This is a genomic window from Pseudomonas sp. TUM22785 (assembly GCF_028198105.1).
Taxonomy (GTDB): Bacteria; Pseudomonadota; Gammaproteobacteria; order Pseudomonadales; family Pseudomonadaceae; genus Metapseudomonas; species Metapseudomonas solani.
In genome coordinates this window covers 4,351,262-4,376,168 of the sequence record NZ_CP116239.1, presented here as the reverse complement: position 1 = coordinate 4,376,168, position 24,907 = coordinate 4,351,262, and the positions used below count along the sequence as shown (strand labels likewise).

At 64.0% G+C, this 24,907-nt stretch carries 22 protein-coding genes; 11 read left to right on the top strand and 11 right to left on the bottom strand.

Annotated elements, in window-relative coordinates:
• Nucleotides 1-7: 7 nt before the first annotated feature.
• The 3 genes from PI990_RS19830 to PI990_RS19820 form a co-directional block, all read right to left on the bottom strand.
• The gene (locus PI990_RS19830; RefSeq protein ID WP_271658216.1) at nucleotides 8-883 is read right to left on the bottom strand and encodes an alpha/beta fold hydrolase; all 876 of its coding nucleotides are present in this window, start codon (nucleotides 881-883) and stop codon (nucleotides 8-10) included.
• A complete protein-coding gene (locus PI990_RS19825; RefSeq protein WP_271658215.1) occupies nucleotides 880-2,406 on the bottom strand; it encodes a flavin-containing monooxygenase in 1,527 nt (508 codons plus the stop codon). Before PI990_RS19825 ends, PI990_RS19830 begins: the two co-directional genes overlap by 4 nt.
• A 381-nt stretch (nucleotides 2,407-2,787) precedes the next feature.
• Complete coding sequence (locus PI990_RS19820; protein ID WP_184488826.1) at nucleotides 2,788-3,369, bottom strand: TetR/AcrR family transcriptional regulator; 582 nt, start codon at nucleotides 3,367-3,369, stop codon at nucleotides 2,788-2,790.
• A 390-nt stretch (nucleotides 3,370-3,759) separates the two neighbouring features.
• Between PI990_RS19820 and PI990_RS19815 the strand changes: the two genes are divergently transcribed.
• From PI990_RS19815 to PI990_RS19785, 7 genes are all read left to right on the top strand, one after another.
• Nucleotides 3,760-4,647 carry a phytanoyl-CoA dioxygenase family protein gene (locus tag PI990_RS19815; RefSeq protein WP_073671419.1) on the top strand — a complete coding sequence of 296 codons (888 nt, stop codon included), beginning with the start codon at nucleotides 3,760-3,762 and terminating at the stop codon, nucleotides 4,645-4,647.
• A 279-nt stretch (nucleotides 4,648-4,926) separates the two neighbouring features.
• Nucleotides 4,927-5,142: a hypothetical protein gene (locus PI990_RS19810; protein ID WP_108186765.1), complete on the top strand. Its 216-nt coding sequence runs from the start codon at nucleotides 4,927-4,929 to the stop codon at nucleotides 5,140-5,142.
• A 326-nt stretch (nucleotides 5,143-5,468) separates the two neighbouring features.
• A complete protein-coding gene (locus PI990_RS19805; RefSeq protein WP_333945567.1) occupies nucleotides 5,469-6,116 on the top strand; it encodes a hypothetical protein in 648 nt (215 codons plus the stop codon).
• Between the two features lie 472 nt (nucleotides 6,117-6,588).
• Nucleotides 6,589-8,010 (top strand): DUF1329 domain-containing protein, encoded by a 1,422-nt coding sequence (locus PI990_RS19800; protein WP_271658213.1) that lies wholly within the window; start codon nucleotides 6,589-6,591, stop codon nucleotides 8,008-8,010.
• 84 nt (nucleotides 8,011-8,094) lie between these two features.
• A complete protein-coding gene (locus tag PI990_RS19795; protein WP_271658212.1) occupies nucleotides 8,095-9,681 on the top strand; it encodes a DUF1302 domain-containing protein in 1,587 nt (528 codons plus the stop codon).
• An 8-nt stretch (nucleotides 9,682-9,689) separates the two neighbouring features.
• Nucleotides 9,690-12,104 (top strand): efflux RND transporter permease subunit, encoded by a 2,415-nt coding sequence (locus PI990_RS19790; protein ID WP_271658211.1) that lies wholly within the window; start codon nucleotides 9,690-9,692, stop codon nucleotides 12,102-12,104.
• 10 nt (nucleotides 12,105-12,114) lie between these two features.
• Nucleotides 12,115-13,077 carry a WD40/YVTN/BNR-like repeat-containing protein gene (locus PI990_RS19785; protein ID WP_271658210.1) on the top strand — a complete coding sequence of 321 codons (963 nt, stop codon included), beginning with the start codon at nucleotides 12,115-12,117 and terminating at the stop codon, nucleotides 13,075-13,077.
• A 76-nt stretch (nucleotides 13,078-13,153) separates the two neighbouring features.
• Here PI990_RS19785 and PI990_RS19780 read toward each other — a convergent pair whose 3' ends face one another.
• Complete coding sequence (locus PI990_RS19780; RefSeq protein WP_184488821.1) at nucleotides 13,154-14,023, bottom strand: phytanoyl-CoA dioxygenase family protein; 870 nt, start codon at nucleotides 14,021-14,023, stop codon at nucleotides 13,154-13,156.
• Between the two features lie 292 nt (nucleotides 14,024-14,315).
• Between PI990_RS19780 and PI990_RS19775 the strand changes: the two genes are divergently transcribed.
• Nucleotides 14,316-15,512: a helix-turn-helix domain-containing protein gene (locus PI990_RS19775; protein WP_271658209.1), complete on the top strand. Its 1,197-nt coding sequence runs from the start codon at nucleotides 14,316-14,318 to the stop codon at nucleotides 15,510-15,512.
• A 136-nt stretch (nucleotides 15,513-15,648) separates the two neighbouring features.
• Here the strand turns inward: PI990_RS19775 and PI990_RS19770 are convergent, their stop codons facing one another.
• The 6 genes from PI990_RS19770 to PI990_RS19745 all read right to left on the bottom strand — a co-directional run bounded on the left by PI990_RS19770 (nucleotide 15,649) and on the right by PI990_RS19745 (nucleotide 20,884).
• Nucleotides 15,649-17,214 (bottom strand): methyl-accepting chemotaxis protein, encoded by a 1,566-nt coding sequence (locus PI990_RS19770; RefSeq protein ID WP_031288824.1) that lies wholly within the window; start codon nucleotides 17,212-17,214, stop codon nucleotides 15,649-15,651.
• Nucleotides 17,215-17,307: 93 nt separating this feature from the next.
• Nucleotides 17,308-17,940, bottom strand: a complete 633-nt coding sequence (locus tag PI990_RS19765; protein ID WP_271658208.1) for a putative glycolipid-binding domain-containing protein — start codon at nucleotides 17,938-17,940, stop codon at nucleotides 17,308-17,310.
• A complete protein-coding gene (locus PI990_RS19760) occupies nucleotides 17,879-18,253 on the bottom strand; it encodes a DUF2834 domain-containing protein (protein WP_271658207.1) in 375 nt (124 codons plus the stop codon). The genes PI990_RS19765 and PI990_RS19760 overlap by 62 nt, the downstream gene beginning before the upstream one ends.
• Before the next feature lie 76 nt (nucleotides 18,254-18,329).
• Nucleotides 18,330-18,677, bottom strand: a complete 348-nt coding sequence (locus PI990_RS19755) for an MmcQ/YjbR family DNA-binding protein (RefSeq protein WP_271658206.1) — start codon at nucleotides 18,675-18,677, stop codon at nucleotides 18,330-18,332.
• A gap of 10 nt (nucleotides 18,678-18,687) precedes the next feature.
• A complete protein-coding gene (locus PI990_RS19750; protein WP_271658205.1) occupies nucleotides 18,688-19,887 on the bottom strand; it encodes an MFS transporter in 1,200 nt (399 codons plus the stop codon).
• 88 nt (nucleotides 19,888-19,975) lie between these two features.
• The gene (locus PI990_RS19745) at nucleotides 19,976-20,884 is read right to left on the bottom strand and encodes a LysR substrate-binding domain-containing protein (RefSeq protein ID WP_043243467.1); all 909 of its coding nucleotides are present in this window, start codon (nucleotides 20,882-20,884) and stop codon (nucleotides 19,976-19,978) included.
• 175 nt (nucleotides 20,885-21,059) lie between these two features.
• Here PI990_RS19745 and PI990_RS19740 point away from each other — a divergent pair, with 175 nt between their 5' ends.
• The 3 genes from PI990_RS19740 (at nucleotide 21,060) to PI990_RS19730 (ending at nucleotide 23,466) form a co-directional block, all read left to right on the top strand.
• On the top strand, nucleotides 21,060-21,566 hold the full coding sequence (locus tag PI990_RS19740; RefSeq protein WP_021222174.1) for a DUF1993 domain-containing protein: 507 nt from the start codon (nucleotides 21,060-21,062) through the stop codon (nucleotides 21,564-21,566).
• Nucleotides 21,567-21,720: 154 nt separating this feature from the next.
• On the top strand, nucleotides 21,721-22,731 hold the full coding sequence (locus tag PI990_RS19735; protein WP_442969287.1) for an alpha/beta hydrolase family protein: 1,011 nt from the start codon (nucleotides 21,721-21,723) through the stop codon (nucleotides 22,729-22,731).
• A gap of 126 nt (nucleotides 22,732-22,857) precedes the next feature.
• The gene (locus tag PI990_RS19730; protein ID WP_271658203.1) at nucleotides 22,858-23,466 is read left to right on the top strand and encodes an FMN-dependent NADH-azoreductase; all 609 of its coding nucleotides are present in this window, start codon (nucleotides 22,858-22,860) and stop codon (nucleotides 23,464-23,466) included.
• Between the two features lie 60 nt (nucleotides 23,467-23,526).
• On the opposite strand, the gene PI990_RS19725 is transcribed toward PI990_RS19730, so the two are convergent.
• Nucleotides 23,527-24,888, bottom strand: coding sequence for a class II 3-deoxy-7-phosphoheptulonate synthase (locus tag PI990_RS19725; protein WP_021222171.1), 1,362 nt, complete (start codon nucleotides 24,886-24,888; stop codon nucleotides 23,527-23,529).
• Nucleotides 24,889-24,907: the final 19 nt, after the last annotated feature.

Genomic DNA, 24,907 nt, shown 5'->3' with positions numbered 1-24,907 from the left:
GTCGGTACTAGCGCATGTGCCCCGAGAGAAGTGACAGCAGCGTGCCTGTCAGGCATTTCGGCAGGTCATGACCCATCCCGGGCAACAGCACCAGGCTCGACCCGGGGATCGCCGCGGCGGTGGCGAAGCCTCCGTTGGTCGCGACCATGAGGTCCTTGTCCCCATGAATGACCAGCGTGCTGCAACGGATGCCCTGGAGTTCCTGGGTACGGTCACCCGAGTTGATGATTGCGCCGATCTGCCTCGCCGTGCCCAGGTTGCTGGCCTCGCCGCCACCTCGTTCCCAGGCCTCCGTGGCGTAGTCGCGCATCGCCACCTCGCCCCATTCGAGCGTCGAGCCGATCACGCGCATGATGTCCAGGTAGTCGCGAACGCTTTCCTGCTGATTGCGCGGGGGGCGGCGCAGCAGCTTGAAGATGGCCTTGAGCGCGGGCTGGCCCACGCGCAGTGAACCGGTCGTGGAGAAGATGGAGGTGAGGGTCCTGATGCGCGTGGGGTAACGCGCCGCGAGCGTCTGGGCGATCATGCCGCCCATCGACATGCCCACGGCATGCGCCGTTTCCAGCTGCAAGCCATCCATGAGTGCAATGACGTCGCTGGCCATGTCCCCCAGGTCATAGCCGGGGGTCCGCTTGCGGAAGAACTGCTGCATGACCGAGGGCGGTGTCACGTCGGTAAAGAAGGACCTGCCCGAGTCCCGGTTGTCCAGGGTGATGACGCGCAATCCCCGCTCGACCAGTCCGGTTATGAGCGCTTGCGGCCAGTAGGTCAGCTGCAGCCCCAGGCCGACGATGAGCAGCACCGCCGGTGCGTCTTCGTGGCCGTGGCTGCGATAGCAGATCCTGCGCGCGCCAGGCAGTTCGCAGAAGCGATCGGGGCTCATCCGCGGCTACCTGGTTGTTGCAGCTCGACCTTTGCGTGCAGGGGTGCGCTGGGCACCGAGGAGAACGCCAGGCACTTCTCGGCCACCGTGCCGCGGCGCAGGAGCTTGACATCGCGGAAGTAGTCCATCGACATCACCCAGGGCTCGCTCGGCCCCTGACGCGGCATGCTGTCCAGCGCGCGTTGCACGTAGCCGGCACCGAAATCCAGCAGCGGGCGGGTCTCGATCCCGTCCGGCGCGATGGGTTCGCAGACGTTGTAGCCGTGGCTGTCCATGAAGCCCAGCAGGCGACAGAAGTGGTCGCACAGCAGGCACACCTTCAAGGTCCAGGAGGAGTTGGTGTAGCCCACCGCGAAGGCGAAGTTGGGGACGCCGGAGAGCATGGTGCCCTTGTAGGCGAGGGTTTCCCTCAGCACGACGGGCTTGTCGTCCTTGTGCAGGCTGATGCCCCCGAACATCTGCACGTTCAGCCCTGTGGCGGTGATCACGATGTCGGCTTCCAGGGTCTTGCCGGACTTCAGCAACAGGCCGGATTCGGTGAAGCACTCGATATGGTCGGTGACGATGTCGGCCTTGCCTGCGCTGATCGCCTTGAACAGGTCGCCTTCGGGAACCGTGCACAGGCGCTGGTCCCAGGGGTTGTAGGGCGGATTGAAATGCACGTCGACCGGGTAGTCCTTTGGCAGCTCCTTGCGGGTCAGCCACAGGAGCAGCTTGCGGGAAAGTTTGGGGAAGCGCTGGCAGAAGGCCCAGAAGGCCAGGGTGATCCTGGCGTTCTTGTAGCGCGTCAGGGAGTAGGCGGCCTGCTCGGGCAGGACCTTGCGGAAGAACGCCGCGACCGCATCATTGGCCGGCTGGTTGATGATGTAGGAGGGCGTGCGCTGCAGCATGGTGATGCTGGACACCTTGTCCGCCATGGCCGGAATCAGGGTCACGGCCGTCGCGCCGCTGCCGATGACGACGACACGCTTGCCCGTGTAGTCCAGGTTCTCCGGCCAGTGTTGGGGGTGGACGATCAACCCCTTGAACCGTTCGGTTCCCTCGAAGCGGGGGCTGAACCCCTGGTCGTACCGGTAGTAGCCGCCCGCGCCGAACAGCCAGCGGCATTCGACAGTACGGAGCTGCCCCATGTGGCCGTCGTCCACCAGCACCGCCCACAGGCCCTTGTCCGATTGCCAGTTCGCCGAGATGACGGTCTGCTTGTACTGGATGAGGGCGTCCAGCTCATGCTCGTCGATGGCTTCGCGCAGATATTCGATGATGTCTGCGGCGTCCGCCAGGGACTTCGCCTTGGTCCAGGGCTTGAAGTCGAAGCCGAAGGTGTACAGGTCGGAATCGGAGCGGATGCCGGGGTAGCGGAACAGGTCCCAGGTGCCCCCCATGCGCTCACGGGACTCGAGAATCGTGAAGGTCTTGTTGGGTTGATAGCGCCGCAGATAGGCGGCCGCACCGATGCCAGACACACCGGCTCCCATGATCAGAATATCGAGTGGCTCAACCGGAAGAGCAGTGTGCGAGGACATAGGGCCTCCTATTGTTGTGTTATAGAGACTGATCTTTTGACTTGATCATTTGACCATGATGGGGCGGCCGATTGGCCGGGGCAAGGTGCAAAATGCACCGCGAATTAATTTTTTTGTGGCGATTTGAACAGTTCAGCCGCGAAGACACCGACTCGACCCGCTGTCGCTGGCGCCGTGATCAAACAGAGGGAGTAGGGTGGCTATCTGGGCTGCGTGTCTTGGGAGGGGGCTTCGCGCCAGTCGTCTTCAGGGCTTTGAGTCGTCATGACTGTGGTCGGCAGGGGGGCTCTTGCGGCGAGGTGCGCGGTCAGCTTGTCTGTCAACCAGATGGATTCCCGGATTGCCGTGTCACATGTGAGCACGGCGCATCCGGATGGCGTCTCAGTAGCTGGCCACCAGCAGTTCCACCGCCTGGCAGGCGGTCTCGGTTTCGGCCTCAAGGCGCTCGGGGTTGCCGTGGGCGATCCAGGCGAGCAGCAAGCCATCGAAGAGGTTGAGGAGCAGTTGACTGACAGTGGTCAGTGCGGCCTGGTCCAGCGCATCGCCCGTCGCCTTCTGGATGGCCTGCCGGGTCGCTTCGTTGGAAACGGTATAGATCTTCTCTGCCATTTCCGGGTCGTTGCGCAGGTTCCAGAAGAAGAGTTCGAACTGGGTGATGGCCCGTTCGGGGTGCGCGATGAACCACTTGACCAGCTGGCGCAGCATCTCCCCTACCGTCTCTGCGGGGGTGGCGCCTGCCGGCGCTTGCTGCAAGGACTGTTGCGGCAGGTTGATCAAGGATTCGTAGACCGCATAGAACAAATCTTCCTTGGTGTGGAAGACGTAGTGCAGCGAGGCCAGCGGCGAATCCGCCGCCGCCGCGATACGTCGCGTCGTGGCGTTGGCGATGCCGTGCTCTGCGATCACCTTGATGGTGGCCTCGATAAAATCCTGTCTGCGCTCTTCAGCGCCTATCCGAGCCATTGAGCGTTCTCCCTTTTCGGTATTGCCGCCAACCCTCTGGTCCGGTGCCGGCGGTGACGAATGCTATCGCAAGGTCATTCCCCAATCCATGAGATGCGTCGATGGGTTCCACCCTCGTGCGCGCAGCTATCAGGGCGCGGCCATCGCCTGGAAGGGCAGGCGGAGCATGGATTTCACCGGTGCTGAGCTGCCTGCGGAATGATCCAAAAATAAAAAATCAAATGACTTGATCATTTGACCATGTTTGAGGATTATGACAGCGCCGAGCGGGTAATGCCGAACTGCGGCAGCGGGAGAAAGGTCGCTGTGGTGACTGGCACCCGGCGGGCCGAGCCGGTTGACCAGGCTCCCTGGACAGAACAATGACAAAACCAGACAGGTACAAAGCAGATGGACACACGAAAACTCTCGACGGTCAGCAGTGATGCATCGGTCGAACAGGTAGTGGAGATCATTCGGCGTGACGGCGGGGTCATCATTTCCGATTTCGTCTCGCCTGCAACGCTCAAGTGCCTCAGTGAAGAGCTGGACACTTACTTGAATGTCACGCCCTGCGGAGAAGACCCTTATTTCGCGGGCACGCAGACCCGACGTGTCGGTCGCATCATCGGGCGAAGCGATACGGCAGTGGAGGTGGCGCTGAACCCGTTGTTCATCGGGGCAGCCAGGCAGATCCTGCAGACGCCTACCCATGTCTGGGTGGGCAGCGACCGCATGGAGTTGGCCCCTGACATTCAGCTCAGCATCACCCAGGCCATCCAGATCGGGCCGGGCCAAGGCTTGCAGCCCCTGCACCGTGACGATGCCACTTCGCTGTGGCGGCATCCCCAGTTCGGGCGCGAGGCTCGGCTACAGATCATGCTGGCCATCTCGGACTTCACCGAAGAGAACGGTGCCACGCGCGTGATTCCGGGCAGTCACCAGTGGGATGACGAGCGCATGCCGACCCAGGAAGAAACCGTTGCCGCCGAGATGAAGGCAGGCTCCGCGCTGCTGTGGATGGGCTCGGTCTATCACGGCGGTGGCGCCAATACCTCCTCCTCTCCTCGTACTGGCCTGACCATGGCCTACGACCTGGCCTTCCTGCGCCTCGAAGAAAACCACTTCCTTTCCCTTCCCATTGAACGGGTGCGCCAGCTCCCCCCGGAGATGCAACGCCTGCTGGGCTGGAGCGCCAGCTCAACGCTGCTGGGCTGGGTAGAAATCGACGGACAGATGCGTGACCCGCAAGAGCTCCTGGGCATGCCTGCTTTTTCCGAGCCGGGAAAAGGATTCTGACGATCTTGAGCTGCCACGAAGCGGCCCACTGTGGGAGCAGTGCTGCACGTCCTGGGAATCATATGAATGAGTGCCTGGGATAACACAGTGCCCGGTGGCTTGGGGTCGTTGAAGTTTCACAGCCTGAATGAATGAGAGCGGCTGGCCGATGTGCAGTCAACGCTCACGGGACAGGCGCATGCCGATGTCATTGAAGTAACGAACTCTGTTTTCAGCGCCTGCAGCACACGGCTGCGTTTTGAATGTCTGCCCTGTAGGGCACAACCGAGGAGACAATATATGACGTATTCAATTGAGTCCAAAGTGAGTGAATTGCTGGATAACAGCACTGCGCGCCAGATTCTTGAAAAACACTTGCCCGGTATCACTAAACATCCGCAAATCAACATGGCCCGTGGCTTTGCCCTGGTGACGGCGGCGAAATATTCGGGCGGCCTGATTTCTCAAGACGCGCTAAATAAAATTGACAGCGACCTGAAGTCGTTGGCTGGCTAATACGGGCGGCTATCCTGCACGGCTCGTATATATACAGTTTCTCGTGCGGCGCCGGTAACTCAGTGAGTATTTATCAGGGGGAGCCGGTTGATAGTGGTCGTCGGTGAAAGGCAGTTGTTGACCGATAGCTGCCTTTCACATAAGTCCGCTTCCGTGAACTGCGGAATGAACTTCGTATCGCTTGAAGGGTGGCAGTCTCAGGCACAAGCAGCGCAGGCTGTCGGAGGACTGATCAGGTAGTGGGTGTGCGACTGCGTCTTTCCAGACAGCTGCAGAGCACGGCGCGACCCTTATTGATAGAGGCTATTGTCGTGGAACTAATAGAAGTGGGGGCCCTGGTCTCATGTGTGTTACTGGTGATCTGCGGCCTGTACTATGGGGTGGCGTTCATCAGGCGAGATAACTATCTGATTGGTTGGGAGTTTTTGATTGTAGGAATATCCGCAACGAACTTCACGGTCTTCATCGTTACGGGCTGGCTGGCTAATTACAATGTCGCCATGTTTCTCGATGCCTTCTCCCGTGGGGTCGGTATTCCGATCATTGCAACACTGGGCTTGATGGCGGTCACGCACAATTACAAGCCGTCCCTGGTGAGTGACATCCTATTGTTCCTGGCGGGTTTTGCGGCAGCGGCCATCTACTTCACGTCGAGTTCATTCAAGGCCTACCTCCCGTATTTCTATGTGGCGATGTGGTTGGCTTACACCCTGTACCTGGCCTATTTCGTGTGGCGACTGGCCCGTGCCAAGGAGCCTTTGCATGCGCTGGCCACTACCGTGAGTGGCGTGGCGGGGCTGACGATTGCACTGCGGTATGACTTCTTTCCGCTTCCGGGTGACGACACAAAGATAGTATTCATGACCTGTGCCTTCTTGACCTGGTCGTACTCGATCGCGCAGTCGTACTACGCCTATGGTGCACTTCAGCGTTCCAGGAAGAACTCCGCCGAGGCGTTGCTCAACGTCCGTTAGATCGAACGGTATAAGGTGCGCTGCTGTGCTGAATATTCCTTGATTCAGCAACTCCATGTCGGGCCATAGTCCCGCTTCTTTACCGCCTCTCGGGGCGGTTTTTTTATGGGCGAGTGATTCGTTTTTAGGGTTGGGCTCTCAGTCGGGAGATCAACTCTGGTGCAATAAAGGCGACGGCTTGGAAAGGCTTCGTATAACTACGAAGTGCGCCATGAGTGGGCATATACGGGTAACACATGTTCCTTTAATTCCCATGATGGTGCAGGCACTTGATACATATAAAGCGCCAATAACGCCTAACTAACTGATTTATCTAATTTAATTTCCTCATACAAGTTTCTGGCATATGGATTGCGTGTTGGTCATCTGACATGGTCAATTGATCATGTCAGATGATCAGTTTGCGATAGGTGCCGATTTCCGCCTGGAAAGTCGGGTCGCCAGTCCAAGCCCTTTGTTCGAGGAGTCTCTAATGAAAGACGTATCTACACGGCAGGATGGCGACGTATCCGCCCGCCGTATGTTCAGGCAGCTGCTGGTTACCCTCGCGGCATCGACCGCGATCTGCTCGGTACAGGCCGCGCCCCAGGGGGCCGAGGAACTGGGTTCGACGCTGACGCCGCTGGGCGGTGAGGTGGCCGCCAATTCAAGCGGGGAGATTCCCGCCTGGGCTGCTCCCGGGCCGCAAGGGGAGGGCTGGAGCTACGGCCAGGTGCGGGGAGAGCACTGGACGTTCAAGGATGACAAACCTCTCTACAGCATCGACTCGAGCAGCGTGGCACAGCACGCGAGCAAGCTTTCACCGGGCCAGCTCGAACTGTTCAAGAAGATCCCGGGTTACCGCATGGACGTCTACCCGACCCGCCGTACCTGTGGCGTGCCGGACTTCGTGGCTGAGAACACCCGGCAGAACCTTGGCTTCGCCAAGCTCGACGCCGAGGGTGTGGCCCTCGAGGAAGCCCATGTGCCGGGCATCCCGTTCCCTTTACCCAGCAGCGGCGCAGAGGTGATGTGGAACATGAAGATGCGTTACCGCGGCCTGGGTGTAGATATCCCCAAGAGCATTTCAGGCATTTCGCCGCGCAAGGGCAGGGAATGGTTGCGTCAGTCCACGGACACCTTCTTCTTCACGCCCTGGGGCAAGAAAGGCAGTGCGCTTTTTTCGTCCGTCGGACGCCTGGAAAACGCCACGTTCTCCAGTTACCAGGAGCCCGCGGCGCTGGCCGGTCAGGCTGGCGTGCAGACGGCGGTGGCCGGTGAGCAGGCCACGACCTTCTACTACTTCCCCGGCCAGCGTCGGGTCCGGCGCATGCCGTCGTATTCCTACGACGCGCCACAGATCGGGCTGGACAACCAGTACACCGTGGATGAGGCGAACGTCTTCTTCGGGGCCATGAACCGCTTCGATTGGAAGCTGATCGGCAAGCAGGAACTGCTGGTGCCGTACAACGCTTTTGGTGCCTACGACACGGCCGCCAAGGTTGAAGCGTTCGCGGGCGAGGACTCCATCGCGCCGCAATCGCGTCGCTACGAGCTGCATCGTGCCTGGGTCGTCGAGGCCAATGTCCGCCAGGGCATGCGCCACCAGGCGCCCAAGCGCCTGTTCTACATCGACGAGGACAGCTGGAACCCCCTGCTGGCTGTCGACTACGACAAGCAGGGCCAGATCTGGAAGGTGCGTGAAGGGTTCTCGATCCCCGTGTACGAGACGGGCGCGTGCGATGTGCAGGCACAGGTCCAGTACAACCTGGTCGACAACCGTTATCTCTTCGACATGACCACCATCGGCGCGGGCAAGAACGACATTCGCTGGCTCACCGAAGACAGTGGCAACCCTCGACTGAAACGCGACTTTTTCACCTCCGACAACCTGCGAGCTATCAGCGAGCGCTAGAACGACGTCAGATCGAGAGCCAGCATGAAAAAAATAATTACGAAAGCGTCAGGCCTTGCCATCGTGTGCGCAACCCCAATGGCAATGGGGTTCACCTTTGAAACCGACACCCTTCACGGCTCGTTCGACTCCACGATCGCCGCAGGCATGGGCCTGCGCACGGAGTCGCGCGGCTGCAACCTGATCAACCAGGGGCCGACCGGGCACAACGTACCCTCCGGCTGCCTGGCGCAAAGCTCCGGCGTGGCTGATCAGGGCGACCTGAACTACGACCGGGGCGACCTCTTCACCAACTACCTCAAGGGCACCCATGAGCTGTTGCTGAAGTTGCCGCAAGACGTCACCTTCATGGCGCGCGGCACCTGGATCCGCGACTTCGCCGCTACCGATACCACGGGCACCTTGTCGTTCAACACCCCCGAAAGTGTCGGCAGCAACGGGCTCAGTGACGACGCCCGCGACGACCTTGCCTTCAAGGCTCGCCTGCTGGATCTCTGGGTGAGCAAGGGCTTCGACCTGGGTGGGCAGCGGGTACGGGCCCGCCTGGGCAACCAGGTGATCAACTGGGGTGAAAGCCTGTTCGTGGCAGGGGGCATCAACAACACCAACGCCTATGACTACCAGGCCCTGGCCCGCCCCGGTGTGCAGCTCAAGGAGGCCGTGCTGCCGGCGCCCCTGCTCAGCGTCGCCTCGGGCCTGGGTTCCGGGGTCAATGTCGAGGCCTACTACCAATTCCGCTGGAACAAGAGCGAGCTGCCGCCGGTGGGCAGCTACTGGTCGACCAACAATGCGCTGGGCGAGGGCCGGCGAGACTACGGGTTCGCTGAAAAGAAAGCCCGGGACAGTGGCCAATGGGGCCTTTCGCTGCGCTGGCAACCGGAAGACAGCGACATCAACTATGGGCTCTACGTGATGCGCTATCACGACAAGCTGCCGTCGCTGCGCGTGGACATTCTCGACCCGAGCACCTTTGCGGCCGCACCGACCTGGCGCTATCAGGAAGACCGGATGATGTATGGCATCAGCGCCAACCTGCCGGTCGGCGACTGGGCGGTCGGTACCGAGCTGTCCTACCGGCCCAAGGATTCGGTGATGCTCAACCCGGTCATCGACCTGTGTGCGAGCAATGGCGGCAAGTGCTGGAAGGACGAGAAGAAATTCCAGTGGCACCTGACCGGCCTCTACAGCTTCACGCCGTCCAACTCGCCGATGCTGCTCGATTTCACCGGCGCCAGCACAGGGACCTTGCTGACCGAGCTGGTGGTCATCAAGTACCCGGGGCTGCATGACGAGGTCAATGGCGAGCTGCTCGCTGCGGGACTCAATACCTGGCAACTGGACCCTGCGACAGCGCCGAAGGCCCGTGGCGACAAGACCTCATCGGGGATCAACCTGGACTTCAGCGTGACCTACGACGGCACCTTGTTGCCGGGCTGGCAGGTCACGCCGGGGGTCTTCTACTCGCGCTCGCTGGGAGGGCGCACACCGAACCTCTCTGCCACCTTCACCGAAGACGCGAGCAGCATGAACCTCTACCTGAACTTCGTGCGCAACCCCGCCAGTTGGCAGGTATCCCTCAACTACGCCAAGTTCATGGGGGGCGATACGCCTTACGACCAGCTCTATCGTGACCGTGATTACGTCGGTATCGCGATCTCCCGCACCTTGTGAGGTCCGCCGTGAATGGTTCCGTAAAGCTGTGTGGAACCCCGGCGCGTGGCGTACTGCCACGCGTCGAGCGTTTCCTCTTTGGGCATCGTCGGCTGGTGCTGGCGAGCCTGGCCATTTTTACCTTGATCATGGCCTGGTTCGCCGTGCAGCTGCGCATGGATGCTGGCTTCGAAAAGCAACTGCCGGTCGGCCATGAGTACATCGAGACATTCGAGGCTTACCGCAATGACCTGATGGGGGCCAACCGCCTGACCATCGTCGTCAAGGCCCGCGGGGGTGGCATCTGGAGTGCCCCGGGGCTGAGGCGCCTCTACGACGTGACCCAGGCGGTCACCTTCCTGCCAGGCATCTCCCGGAGCAGCGTGCGTTCGTTATGGACGCCCAATGCCTTCGTCAACGAGATCACCGAAGAAGGGTTCCGCGCCGACCCCCTGGTGCCGGGCACGGTATCGCCCGAGCACCTGGACGACGGGATCATCGCGGCGATCGCCAGCTCGACCGCCCAGGGTGGCTTCATTGGCACCCTGGTGTCCCGCGATCAGAGCAGCGCGATGATCACGGCGGAGCTCAATGAGTACGAGGCCGACGGTACTCATCTGGACTACGTCGCGTTCAATCACCGACTGGAGAAGGAGATCCGCCAGCAGTTCGAAGATGGCGAATTCGAGATCCAGATCATCGGCTTCGCCAAGCAGATCGGCGACATCGCCGATGGCGCTTCGGCCGTGCTGGAGTTCTGCCTGCTGGCGCTGTTGCTGACGGCGGGGGCGGTCTACTGGTACTGCCATTCGTTTCGCTTCACGCTGCTGGCGCTGGTCTGCTCGCTGGCGTCGCTGGTCTGGCAGTTCGGCAGCCTGCGCCTGCTGGGCTACGGGCTCGATCCGCTGGCGGTCCTGGTGCCGTTCCTGGTGTTCGCCATCGGGGTTTCCCATGGCGTTCAGCAGATCAACTTCATCGTCCGTGAAATCGCGGTCGGCAAGAGCGCGGAGGAGGCGGCCCGCTCGAGCTTCACCGGCTTGCTGATCCCGGGAACGCTGGCCCTGGTGACCGCGCTGGTTTCCTTCGTCACCCTGCTGCTGATCCCTATCCCGATGGTTCGCGAACTGGCCATCACGGCATCGCTTGGCGTGGCCTTCAAGATCATCACCAATCTGCTGATGTTGCCCTTGCTGGCCTCCATGCTGCGGGTCGACGACCGGTACGCGGCGGCGCAGGAGAACTCCCGTCGCCGCCGCACGCATTGGCTGCGTGGCCTGGCTCGGCTCGCCGAGTGGCGCAAGGCGCAGTGGGTGCTGGGCGTGGCCCTGATGGTCTTCCTGGTGGCGATCTGGCAAAGCCATGACCGTGTCGTCGGCTCGCTGCAGGCGGGGGCTCCGGAGCTGCGCGAGGACTCGCGCTTCAACCGCGATGCCGTCGCCATCGCCAGCAACTACGACATCGGCCTGGACTGGCTCAGCGTGGTGTTCGAAGTCGACCCGGCGGCCTCGGGTGAAAGCGTGCCGGTGGCCTGTGAGGATGTGGCGGCGGGTCAGTACCAGGACCGTTTCGTCTGGGCCATGCAGGGCGTGCCCGGGGTGCTGTCGGTCGCCTCCTTCTCCACCACCATGCGGCAGTTCAACGAGGGCTACAACGAAGGCAATCCCAAGATGGCCGCCGTGCCCATCGACCCGATGAACTACGCCGCGCTGGCCGGCGAGGTGGCGCGCACGCCCGGACTGATGCGTAACGACTGCAGCATGTCCGCCGTGCACCTGTACCTGGCCGACCACAAGGCCACGACGATCAACGGGGTGGTGGAAGCGGTCAAGGCGTTCCGCAGCCAGTACCCGCTGCCGGGCATGTCGATTCGCCTCGCCTCGGGTAATGCCGGTGTCCTGGCCGCCATCAACGAGGAAGTGGAAAAAAGCGAAACGCCCATGCTGCTGTACGTCTATGCCGCGATCGCGTTACTGGTGTTCGCGGTCTACCGCGACCTGCGCGCCGTGCTGGTGTGCTGCCTGCCGCTGACCATCGGCACCTTCATCGGCTACTGGTTCATGAAGGAGCTGCAGATCGGCCTGACCATCGCCACCTTGCCCGTGATGGTGCTGGCCGTGGGGATCGGTGTCGACTACGCCTTCTATATCTACAACCGGCTGCAACTGCACCAGGCCCATGGCCAGTCGATCACCAAGGCGGTCGAGTACGCCCTGCTCGAAGTGGGCGTGGCCACGATCTTCACCGCGATCACCCTGGCCGTCGGGGTCGCCACCTGGGCGCTCTCCGAACTGAAGTTCCAGGCCGACATGGGCAAGCTGCTGGCCTTCATGTTCATCGTCAACATGGTCATGGCCATGACCGTGCTGCCGGCCTTCGCCGTGTGGCTGGAGCGGGTGTTCCCGCGCAAGCGCCCCGTGCGCATGGTCGGCGCATTGCTGCACTGAGGAGAGAAACATGGGTTACAGAGGTTCATTCGCGGCGGCTTTGCTCGTCGCCGCACTATCGCTGGAGTCTCTCAGGGCCGAGCCTTTGCAGGCGGTGCCGGCCGCCCAGGCGAGCCATGCCACGCAAGCCGCCATGCTGGATGCCACCTGGGCCGGGGAGCGTGTGGTCGCCGTCGGCGACCACGGTGTCGTGTTGTTGTCCGATGACCAGGGCAAGCAGTTTCGCCAGGCACGCTCGGTACCCGTATCCACGCAGCTGACAGGCGTGTCGTTCGTGGATGCAAGCCGCGGCTGGGCGGTCGGCCAGTGGGGCGTGATTCTGTCGACCACGGATGGCGGTGAGTCCTGGCAGGTCCAGCGCCTGTCCACGGAAGAGGACCGGCCGTTGTTCGACGTGCACTTCTTCAACGCCCAGCAGGGCGTTGCGGTAGGCCTCTGGTCGTTGCTGCTGACCACCAGGGATGGCGGCAAGACGTGGGCGGAACAGCCGCTGCAAGCCCCACCCGGTGCCAAGAGGGCCGACCTCAACCTGATGGGGCTTTTTGCCGACAGCCGCGGCACGCTCTACGCCACCGCCGAGCATGGGCAGGTGCTGCAATCCGAGGACGTTGGGAAGAGCTGGCGTTACCTGGATACCGGCTACGAAGGCACGCTCTGGTCTGGCGCGGTACTGGCCGACGGGAGCCTCCTGCTGGGCGGCCAACGCGGGACCTTGTTGCAGGGGGCAGTGGGTGGCCACGGCTTCCGCCGACTGCCGACGCAAAGCAAGGGCTCTGTCACCTCCGTAGCGGTAGAGGGCCGTCGCGTCGTGGCGGTTGGGCTGGATGGGTTCAGGGTGGAGAGCCGCGACAGTGGGCACAGCTTCCAGGATAAGCAGTCGGCAGACGGCCTTTCGCTGACCGCGGCGCTGTTCGACCCCGAGGGCGTGCCCGTGCTGTTTTCACGTCGCGGGGTCGTCGCTTATCAGGAGTGAGGTGTTCACCGGCGGGTGGCGAAAAGGCCAGGCATCGCAATCAGATGCCTAGCCTCTTTTCTTGCGCTGGAGGCGTCTAGAGCTGGAGGTAATCCGCCAGGTCCGCGTAGTTGTGCTGCCACAGGCCCGGGCTGCCATTGGGGTATTGAGAGCGGAAGCCGAGGATCTTCTGCACCCGTGGGGACAAGGTCCGGACCACCTCGAGCGGCACGATCAGCGGATAGGCTTCTTCAGGCGTGATGATCGAAGCCTGCATCGGGATCGTCAGCCCGCGACGGAAGGAGTCGGCGGTCACGTTGGCCCCGCCACCATGGACGACCTTCCCGCCGAACAGCACGGCATCCCCGGCGTTCAACAGGGCGGGAATCGTCATCTCCGGGGTGCCCATCTCTTCGAAGTCGTCCCAGTCCTGGCTCCCTGGAATCAAGCGGGTCGCGCCGTTTTCCTCGGTGAAGTCCGTGAGCGCCAGCATCAGGTTGGTGATGGCGCGAGGCGCATGCTTGTTCATGGCAACGAACGGTTGGTACTGCGCCATGTCCCGGTGCAGCATTTGGGCCTTGTTGCCTGGGCCGATCTCGATCAGTTGAGCCGTGGTCAGCCACCAGTCACCGCACTCGGGTTCGTAAAGCACGCGGCCCAGTTCGTGAAAGAGATCGTCATCGAGGATTTCCTCGCGAAAGGTCTTGCTGTGGGTAACGAGGTTGGTAAGCCGCTTGGTTTGATGCCCATGAAACTCGGCAACCATCGGGTGTTCGTGCTTGGAGCCCGCATCGAGCGCGGCAAGCGGTGCTTCGAGTTCGTCGTTGATCCGTACGACTTGTTCAGGCGTCAGAAAGTTACGGATGATGACCCCGCCCGCCTGGTCGCTCAGCAGCGCAATTTCTTCCGCTGAATTCGATCGGGTCACGACGGGCAAGCCTGGCAAGGAATCGCGAGAGGCTGACATTGAAAACACTCCAGATTGAAAGGAACGGTTGGCGCAGGCGGATCGATGCTCAACCAACGGGCATCAGGAACGGAGCCGCTTGCCACTGCGCTAAACCCAAAAAAGGAACATGGAGCGTCACGGTGCCTCCTTGTATTTTTTGTTCAGGCAGTGGGTTCATGCTAGGTTTCACCCGGCCTGTCGCCTAGGTACAAACTGCACCGTTTTCACTGGAATTTTTGAGTGATTTGCACTGCCTATGACCAGCACTCCGTCCTCCTGGCCACGCCCCTCCGAAGCCGTCCGTGAGCTCATGCGCAAAGGCGCCGAGATCGCTCAGACGCTGCCGCCGGAGTGGATCGAGCGCCTGAACCAGGCGCTTTTCTCCTCACCCGAAGATGCCAGGCTGCTGGAGGACCCGGTCATCCTCGCGGCGTGCCGGCGCGCCAATCGGGCAGAAATGCTGCACTGGGCGAGCGCCAACATGCAGCGCCCTGGAGAGCCGGTGGAGTCCTACGTGTCGGCCGACATGGTGGAGACGGCCAAGGAGCTGGCCCGCAGGGGGCTGTCCGAGCTGTTGATGAATGTCGCCAGGTCGACCCAGAGCGCCGCGTGGGACATGTGGATGAAGATGGCATTCGGCCTGACGCAGGATCCAGTGGTGCTCGAGGAGTTCCTGGAGGTTTCGTCGCGCTCCATCTCGGCGTTCATCGACGGCAATATGCGGGTCGTGACCCAGATCATCCTGGAAGAGAAGAACGCCCAGGCCCATGACGACCCTATCGATAAGCGGACGCTGGTCAGTCGCCTGCTCGATGGCCGAGATGTGGACACCGAGCAGTTCGGCAGGCGGCTCGGCTACAGCCTGTTCCAGAAGCACCATGCCTGCCTTATCTGGAGCGAAATCGCCGATGCGGACATCCACCCCCTGGAGGGCATGGCACGCGCGCTGGCGCAGCTTAGCGGCACGGTAGCGCCGCTAGTCGTGTTCGCTGGCCCGGCAACGCTATGGGTCTGGATGAGCGCGGCAAGGCCGCTGGACCTGAACGCGCTGCAAGGCGTCGCCCAGCGGTTTCCAAACGTACGCGCGGCCATCGGTTCCCCGGCCATGGGGGTGAACGGCTTCCGTCGGTCACACCTGGAGGCCCTGACCACCCAGCGCTTGATGGGGCGCCTGGCGGGTGCGCCCGCCGTCGCCACCATCGATCAAGTCAGGATGGTTTCCCTGATGACCCAGGACCTCCGTGCCGCCAGGCAATTCGTCCTGAACACGCTGGGGCGGTTGGCCACGGAGCCCAGGGTGCTTCAGCACTCGTTGCACGCCTTCCTGGCCAATGGCTGCAACATCACCCAGACCGCCGAAGTGCTGGGCACGCACCGCAACACGCTGCTGCGCCGGCTGGAGCGGGCCCAGGACCTGTTGCCCGTCCCGCTCGCCGACCACCGCATTCAGATCGCCGCAGCCCTTGAGCTGGTGATCTGGAGCACACCCCTGGTGGACGCTGAGTAGCCGGGCGGGGATCGCTCCGACGCAAGCCTGCAGGCGCGCAAGGCGCTGAGGGGCCATCTGGTCATGAGCCTGATCATCGGCTGAGGCCGGAAACGAAAAGGGCGCCTGAGGGCGCCCTTTTACGGGGTGGAGCAGGTCAGCGGTTGAAGCGGTCCACCAGCGAGTACTGGCCTTGCGCGGTGGTGGTCAGCTCTTCGCTGAGCAGCACGGTGCGCTGGGCCTCCCCGGAGGTCTGGTCGGCGAGCTGGGCGATGCTGCTGATGCTCTGGTTGATCTGCTCGGCCACGGCGCTCTGTTCCTCGGTGGCGGCGGCGATCTGGTCGGTCATCTGGGTGATGTTGGCCACCGCCTCGCTGATGCCCACCAGAGCCTGGTCGGCCTCCAGCACGCGCTCCACGCCTTCGTCGGCCTGGCGGCGCCCGGTTTCCATGGTGCGCACGGCTTCCTCGGCGGTCTTCTGCAGCTGCGCGATGAGCTGGTGGATCTGCCCGGTGGATTCGGCGGTGCGCTGCGCCAGCTGGCGCACTTCATCGGCGACCACGGCGAAGCCACGGCCCATCTCGCCGGCACGCGCCGCTTCGATGGCGGCGTTGAGCGCCAGCAGGTTGGTCTGGTCGGCGATGCCCTTGATCACATCGACCACGCCGCCGATTTCGTTGCTGTCCTGGGCCAGGCGGGTGACGGTCTCGCCGGTTTCCCCCACGGCGCGCGACAGGCGCTGGATGGCTTCGCGGGTTTCGGCGGTGATGCTGCGGCCCTGGCCGGTGAGGCGGTTGGCTTCCTGGGTGGCGTCGGCGGTGCGCTGCACGTTGCTGGCGACTTCCTGGGTGGTGGAGGCCATCTGGTTCACCGCGGTGGCCACCTGTTCGGTTTCCACCCGCTGGCGCTCCAGCCCTTCGGAGCTGTTGTGGGCCAGGGCGTCGGCCTGGCGGGCCTGCTCGGTGAGGTGCTCGGCGGTGTCCTGCAGGCGGGTCAGGCAGGTTTTCAGGCGAGCTTCCTGGCTGAGGATGGACATCTCCAGGCGGGCCTGGGCGCCGCGGCTGTCGGTGTACATCTGCGCGATCAGCGGGTCCGAGGTGGTCTGCTCGGCCAGGCGCAGCAGGCGCTTGATGCCGCGGTTCTGCCAGGCCAGGCCGCTGAGGCCCAGGGGCACGGACAGCAGGGCGGCGAGGAGGAAGCCCCAGTGCGAGTTGAGCCAGGCGCCGATCATGAAGCCGATCTGGCTGATGAGGATGAAGGGCAGCCAGTCCTGCACGATGGGCAGCCAGCGATCGCGGCTGGGAATGGCCGACTTGCCGGCATTGATGCGCTGGTACAGCGCTTCGGCGCGGCGTACCTGCTCGGCGGTGGGCTTGACCCGCACCGACTCGTAGCCGACCACCTGGCTGCCTTCGAAGATCGGCGTCACGTAGGCGTTGACCCAATAGTGATCGCCGTTCTTGCAGCGGTTCTTGACGATGCCCATCCAGGGGCGGCCCTTCTTCAGCGTCGCCCACATATGGGCGAAGACGGCGGGCGGAACGTCCGGGTGGCGCACCAGGTTATGCGGCGAACGGATCAATTCGTCGCGGCTGTAGCCGCTGATATCGGTGAAGGCTTCGTTGCAATAGGTGATCACGCCCTTGCTGTCCGTCGTGGAGATCAGACGTTGCTGGGGAGGGAAAGTACGTTCGCGCTGAGTGACTGGCTGATTGTTTCTCATAGTGTTCTTCCGCAAGGCTTAGAGCGCGTATCGGCGTGGATGCACCAAAGTTGAGCCGAAATTTTTTGTGAAGTGTATCTAAAACTTTACAGTTCATGAGCGGGATTTTTCCCGTAAATCGCGTTCCAGAGCCTTCGGCGGTGGCGGGCCCTGTTGCGCCCATCGGCGCAGCCGGCGGAACAGGCCCGGGTAGTCTTCCACCAGCCCGTCATCGCCAAGCGTGAGTACAGCATGAAAGCCATCGCCATCCAGGTTCTGGTACAGCAGGTGGCGCGCGTCCAGCCGTGTATAGGCCTGGCGCATCACTCGCAGGTCGAGGCTCGGCGCCTCGATGTAGGCGACGGCGATCTCTTCGCGTTGGTCCTGGGCCAGGTCCAGGCGCCAGATCGCCGGGCTGTTGGTGAAGGGCGTGGGCCAGAGGTCGAGGTCCAGGCAGCCGCTTAGCTGCGGCAGTGGGGTGCCCGCGCCATCCCGCCATTCGCCGCTGCGGTTGCAATGCAGGCGTAGCTCGCGGGTGCCGCGCTCGTCGTCGACGCGGACGAGCAGGTGGCGTGGCCGCCAGTGCTGGCTGTATTCCAGCCGATAGCCCAGGCGGTAGGGGCAGCCCTGTTCGTCGAAGGCCAGCAGGACGCTGTCCGCGCGCCGGCCTTCCAGGCGCAGGTGCTCAAGCCCTGGGGTCGGTGCCTGGCTGTTCCACAGGTGCTGCCACAGTGCGGTGGCTGCCATCGTCGATTGTCCGGTTGGTGGGCCTGCGCAGTGCCAGGTAGAGCAGCGGGCCGATGGAGGCGAATACGGCGGTGACCAGGTAGAAGGGCAGCAGGTAGAGCAGCCCACGCCCCTGGCGGCGGTTGTCCTGGTACATCCAGATGCCGATCAGGCCGCAGGCGAGGTAGAGGTCGATCACCACCTGGGCGGTATCCGGGCGGCTCATCAGCTGGGCACCGAACTCCAGGAGCGGTTGTTCGCTGATGGCCATGACATAGAGGGTATAGCCGCCGAAGGCGACAAGGGCGAGAAGCGCGGACAGGCGTGCAGGCATGGTGACGTCCTTGTTGTGGGTTTGACGCGGACGATAGAACGGCCAGGGCCCCCGTGTAGCGGACGGATTGTCGCAGTCAGTCCAGCAGCAGGCCTACGCGCTTGTACTTGGGCAGCTTGGCCACCACCAGCTGGTGGGAGCGGGTCAGCAGCGAGCGGAGCTCTTCACCGCCCACCGAAGGCGGCATGGCCAGGGTGATCCAGTGGGCGCGGGCGAGGTAGGGCGCCGGGCGGATGCCGGGGCGGTCGACATGGCCGAGGAACAGGTCGGCGTCCACCTTGAAGGCCAGGTCGCTGCCGAGGAAGTCGAGGATGGCGAACATCTTGTTCTCGGCCACCGAGAACACCCGGTTGCTGCCCCATTTGAGGTCTTCACGGGCGCCCGGCAATTGCAGGCAGAAAGCGGCGATCTCGTCGGCGGTCATGGGCGTTCCTTCACGGGGCGGGGGTGGGCCCGCTGCGTTCGTCGATACGCAGCAGGTAGAAGCTGAGCAGCATACCCACGAGCGCCATGGCGGCGGCAACCATGAAGATGGAGCCGAAGCCGAATCCCGTGGCGATGGCGCCCATCAGGGGGCCGGCGATGCCCAGCGCGAGGTCGAAGAAAACCGCGTAGGCGCCCAGGGCCGAACTGCGGCTGGAGGCGGGAATGCGCGAGATGGCCTCCACGCCCAGCGCCGGGTACACCAGCGACAGGCCGAAGCCGGTCAGCGCCGCGCCGCACAGGGTCAGCCAGGGCTGGGGGGCCAGCCACAGCAGGAGCAGGCCGAGGCTCTCGATACCCAGGCAGGCGATGGCCACGCGGTAGCCGCCACGGCTGTTGATGGCCCCGGCGAAGAGCAGCCGCGCACCGATGAAGGCACAACCGAAGGCGGTCAGGCACCAGGCCGCGCCATCCCAGCCACGGCTCGCGTAATAGAGGGTGACGAAGGTGGCCAGGGTGCCGAAACCGATGGAGCCCAGGGCCAGCGCCGTGCCGTTGGGGGCGATGCGCATGAAGACGTTGCGGAATGGCAGGCGCACGCCCTGGACGATGGGGGCCGCCTCCTTGTTCCAGGCCAGCGCCAGGGCGCCGAGCCCGAGCAGGCCGATCAGCGCGCCCATGCTCCACAGCCCCATGCTGCCCACCATCAGCACCCCCAGTGGTGCGCCCAGGGCCACGGCGCCATAGGAGGCGATGCCATTCCAGGAGATGACCCGCGCGGTGTTCTCGGCGCCGACGCGGCCGATGCCCCAGCTGATGGAACCGGTGCCCACCAGGCCCTGGGCAACGCCGAGGGCGACGCGCCCGGCCAGCAGCAGCGTCATGCTCAGGGTGGGGAACTGCTGCAGCGAGGTGGACGCCAGGGTCAGCACGCCGCTCAGTGCGCAGCCGGCAAGCCCGTAGAGCACGGCGCGCTTGGCCCCCTGGCGGTCGGCCACGGCGCCGGACATGGGCCGCGAGAGCAGGGTGGAGGCGTATTGGGTGCTGATGACGATGCCCGCCAGTACCGAACCGTAGCCGAGGTCGTTGTGCACGTAGCCCGGGAGTACGGCCAGCGGCAGGCCGATGCAGAGGAAGCTGATGAAGGTGAAGAAGACGATGGAGACGATCTGCAAGGTGGCGGCGGTCGCAGACTGCTCGGCGGCAATCATGGGGCTTGTCCGGCTGGGGCTGGGGAAGAGCGCCATCATCACCCAGTCATGGGGTTAATGAAAGCTAGCTAACTATTCTTCGCAAACCTCAGATGGGCTGCAGCCCCTCGGCCTGGCAGGCCTCGGCCAGGTGCTCGATCCAGGCGCGCACCGCCGGCAGCATGCCGCGCCGGTGGGTGTAGACCGCTTGCAGGTTGCCGCCCGGCAACTCCCAGCCTGGCAGCAGGCGCACCAGGGTGCCGGCTTCCAGCTCCTGCTGGCAGTTCATCTGCGGCAGCATGGTCATGCCCAGGCCTTGCAGCGCGGCGAGCTTGCGGATCTCGAAGTCCTCGATGCTCAGGCGTGCTTCCAGGACGATGTCGCGGCGGTTGCCACGGCTGTCGCGCAGCAGGTAGTGCAGGCGGCGGTCGGTCTCCAGGGCGCCGAGGGCTGGCAGTTGCTGGAGGTCGTCCGGGCCGTTCAGGGTCACGCCCTCGAGCAGGCTCGGTGCACACACCAGCATGGCGCGGGCGGGGCTCAGTTGGCGGCAGATCAGCGACGGGTCTTCGTCGTCCTGCTCGCGCACCCGCAGCGCCACATCGACGCCTTCGTTGACCAGGTCGATGCGGCGGTTACTCAGCATGACTTCCAGCTGCACCTGCGGGTAGCGCTGGAGGAAGCTGGGGAACACATGGCGCAGGCGCATGCGCGCCACCTCGGTGGGGCAGGAGACGCGGATGCGCCCGCGCGGTTCGCTGGTCAGCGAGGCCACCGCTTCGTCGGCCTGCTCCGCCTCCAGCAGCATCGCCTGGCAATGGCGCAGGTAGCGCTCGCCGACATCGGTCAGGGCCAGCTTGCGCGTGGTGCGTTGCAGCAGGCGGGCGCCCAGGCGGGTTTCCAGCTCGGCGATGCGGCGCGACAGGCGCGACTTGGGAATGCCCAGCAGGCGCCCGGCGGCCGCGAAGCCGCCGTGTTCGACGACTTTGGCGAAGTAGAAAAGGTCGTTGAGGTCTTGCATGGGGATTGTCCTGTAGAGGGGACGAACTATGGCACCGGCGCTGATTCCGGCGCCACGGATTTCGTCAGCGGGACAATCTCGCAGGCCTGCACAAGCCGCCCGCTGCGGGTGTATCGTGGAGCGGCGACCGGCACCTTCGCCCGGTCCATCCCCCTGCCATTACGGAGTCAGCCCCATGTCCTTGTCCATGTACGAGGCTTCCATTCCTGTCTTCACCCGCATGCTCGGCAACCTGTCCACCATCCTCGACAAGGCCGCTGCCCACGCCGAAGCGCAGGGCATAGAGCCGGCCGTGTTCCTCAACTCGCGCCTGGCGCCGGACATGTTCCCCCTGGTGCGCCAGGTGCAGATCGCCACCGACTCGGTAAAGGGCTGCGCAGCGCGCCTGGCGCAGCTGGAGGTGCCGTCCTACGCCGACACCGAGGCGAGCTTCCCGGAGCTGCAGGAGCGCATCGCCCGCACCCTCGGCTTCATCCAGGAAATCCGCCCGGAGCAGATAGATGGCAGCGAGGGCCGCACCGTGGTGCTGAAGATGCGTGGCAGCGAGGTGAGCTTCCCGGGGCAGGCCTTCCTGCTCAATTTCTCCCTGCCGAACTTCTATTTCCACATCACCACCGCCTACAACATCCTGCGCCACAACGGCGTGAAGATCGGCAAGATGGATTTCCTCGGCGGCGTCTGATCGCCCCTCCCGCGCCACGACTTGTGGCGTGATCCATGCAATGTATGTGGCGCCGGCGGATAGGCCGTCGGCGCTGCCGGCTCAAGGAACGAAGCAAGGCGCAATTGATGGCAGGCACGCCCGATTCCTGAACCTGGAACGGAAGGTGAGCACCATGTTGGTTCGTCTTTCTGCCGTACTGGCCCTGGCGTCGCTGCTGGCGACCCTCCCCGCATTCGGCGCGCAAGCGGTGGGCGTGCACCGCCTGGTTCTCGCCGACCCGGTGGACGGGCAGCGCGAGATGAGCGCCGTTGCCTTCTACCCTGCATCCGGCGAGCCGACCCGCACCGAGCTTGGCCTCTACCAGGTCGACGCCGGCATGGACGCCCCCATCGCCACCGGCCACTTCCCCCTGGTGCTGCTGTCCCACGGCAACGGCGGTTCGCCACTGGCGCACCACGACCTCGCCACCGCCCTGGCGCGGCGCGGCTTCGTCGTGCTGGCCGTGCTGCACACCGGCGACAACTACAAGGATCAGAGCCGCAGCGGCACCCTGAGCAACCTCTATGGGCGCCCGCTGCAGCTGACCGCCGCGATAGACGCCGCCGAGCAGGACGCACTGCTGGCCGGCAGCCTGGACACCGAGCGGGTCGGCGTGATTGGTTACTCGGCCGGCGGCGAGACGGCGCTGATTCTCGCCGGCGCCCAGCCCGAACCCGAGCGCCTGCGTGCCTACTGCCGGCAGTGGCCGGACGACGATGACGCCTGCGGCCATGCCGGCGAGCTGATTTCCGACCGCGACGACCTGGAAGCCATCGCCGATTCCCGGGTCAGTGCGCTGATGCTGATGGCCCCGTTGGGCCTGATGTTCGGCCGCAAGGAGCTCGAACCGGTGCAGGTGCCGGTGCTGCTCTATTCCGGGGATGACGACCGCACCCTGCAACTGGAGCAGAACGCCGGGGCCCTGCAGCGCAGGCTGCCCAATCCCCCGGATTTCCGCCTGCTGCCGGGGGCGGGGCACTTCGTGTTCATGGCGCCGTGCTCGACGGAAATGGACGCCATGCTGCCGCAGCTGTGCCAGGACGCCGAGGGCGTCGACCGCGTCGCCATCCACCGTCAGCTGAATGCCGAGGCGGTGCGCTTCTTCACCCAGACCCTGAGCGACCTGCAGACCTCGGCACGATGATCCGTAGGTTCGTCCTACCGATGAGACGGTGCATCGCATTTTTGCCGGCTAATCAGGGTTTCGCGTCATGGGTAGGATTCTCCCTACTTCGATCACATCCGGTGATCGCCAGATCAGGGGATACCCATGAAGCTTCTGCACCTCGACTCCAGCATCCTCGGCGACGCCTCCGCCTCCCGCCAACTGAGCCGCACCGTGGTGCAGGCCTGGCAGGCCGCCAACGCGGGCGTCCAGCTCAGCTACCGTGACCTCGCCACCGACGCCTATGCCCACCTTTCCGCTGCCAGCCTGGTGGCCGGTGGCACCCCGGCGGAACTGCGCGACGCCGCGCAGAAGGCCGAAGTGAAGCTGGCGGAGGAAACCCTCGAGGAGTTCCTCGCCGCCGACGCCATCGTCATCGGTGCCCCCATGTACAACTTCACCGTGCCGACCCAGCTCAAGGCCTGGATCGACCGCATCGCCGTCGCCGGCAAGACCTTCGCCTATGACGAAAACGGCCCCAAGGGCCTCGCCGGCGGCAAGAAGGTGGTGATCGTCTCCACCGCTGGTGGCATCCACGCCGGCCAGCCCAGCGGCCAGGCCCATGAGGCTTACCTGGTGCAGGTGCTGAACTTCCTCGGCATCACCGATATCGAGATCGTCCGTGCCGAAGGCCTGGCCTACGGTGAAGACCCGCGCAACAACGCCATCAAGGGCGCCCAACAGCGCATCGGCGAGCTGTTCGCCGCCGCCTGAGCCCGCTGAAAGCACGAAGCCCCGCAATTGCGGGGCTTCGTCGTTTTCGGGGTGGCGTCGTCAGCGACGGACCTGTTTCAGCGTCTCGGCGATGAGGAAGGCCAGCTCCAGCGACTGGTCGGCGTTCAGGCGCGGGTCGCAGTGGGTGTGGTAGCGATCGGAGAGGCCATCCTCGGTGATGGGGCGGGCGCCGCCGATGCATTCGGTGACGTTCTGCCCGGTCATCTCGATGTGGATGCCGCCGGCATGGCTGCCTTCGGCCTGGTGCACCTGGAAGAACTGCTTCACCTCGGAAAGGATGATGGCGAAGTCACGGGTCTTGTAGCCGCTGGACGCCTTGATGGTGTTGCCGTGCATCGGGTCCGAGCTCCACAGCACCTTGCGGCCCTCTGCCTGTACGGTGCGGATCAACCGCGGCAGGTGCTCGCCGACCTTCTCGGCGCCCATGCGCACGATCAGGTTGAGGCGGCCCGGGTCGTTGTCCGGGTTGAGGGTGTCGATCAGGCGGATCAGGTCCTCGCTGGGCATGCTCGGGCCGACCTTGACGCCGATGGGGTTGCCGACGCCGCGCAGGAACTCGACGTGGGCGCCGTCCAACTGGCGGGTGCGGTCGCCGATCCAGAGCATGTGCGCGGAGCAGTCGTACCAGCCGCCGGTGAGGCTGTCGCGACGCACGAAGGCCTGCTCGTAGTTCAGCAGCAGCGCCTCGTGGGCGGTGAAGAAGCTGGCCTCGCGCAGTTGCGGGGCGGTGTCCAGGCCACAGGCGCGCATGAAGGCCAGGGTCTCGTCGATGCGGTCGGCGAGCTGGCTGTACTTCTCGGTCAGCGCCGAGTTGGCAATGAAGTCGAGGTTCCACTGGTGCACCTGGTGCACATCGGCGAAGCCGCCCTGGGCGAAGGCGCGCAGCAGGTTGAGGCTGGCGGTGGACTGGTGGTAGGCCTGCAGCAGGCGCTCCGGGTCGGGAATCCGGCTGGCCGGGTCGAAGCCGATGCCGTTGACGATGTCGCCGCGGTAGGCGGGCAGGGTGACGCCATTGATGGTTTCGTCATCGGCCGAGCGCGGCTTGGCGAACTGGCCGGCCATGCGACCCACCTTCACCACCGGGCAGCCGGCGGCGAAGGTCATGACGATGGCCATCTGCAGCAACACCTTGAAGGTGTCGCGGATCTTCGCGGCGGAGAACTCGGCGAAGCTTTCCGCGCAATCGCCACCCTGGAGGAGGAAGGCGCGGCCTTCGGTCACTTCGCTGAACTGGCGGCGCAGCTCGCGCGCCTCACCGGCGAACACCAGGGGCGGGTAGCTGGCCAGGGTCTGCTCGACCTTGGCCAGGCGCGCGGCGTCCGGGTAGGTCGGTTGTTGCAGGATCGGCTTGGTTCTCCAGCTTTCCGGGCTCCAGTCTGCGCTGGACGACAAGTTGCTCATCAGGGTCTCGATCAGGGCT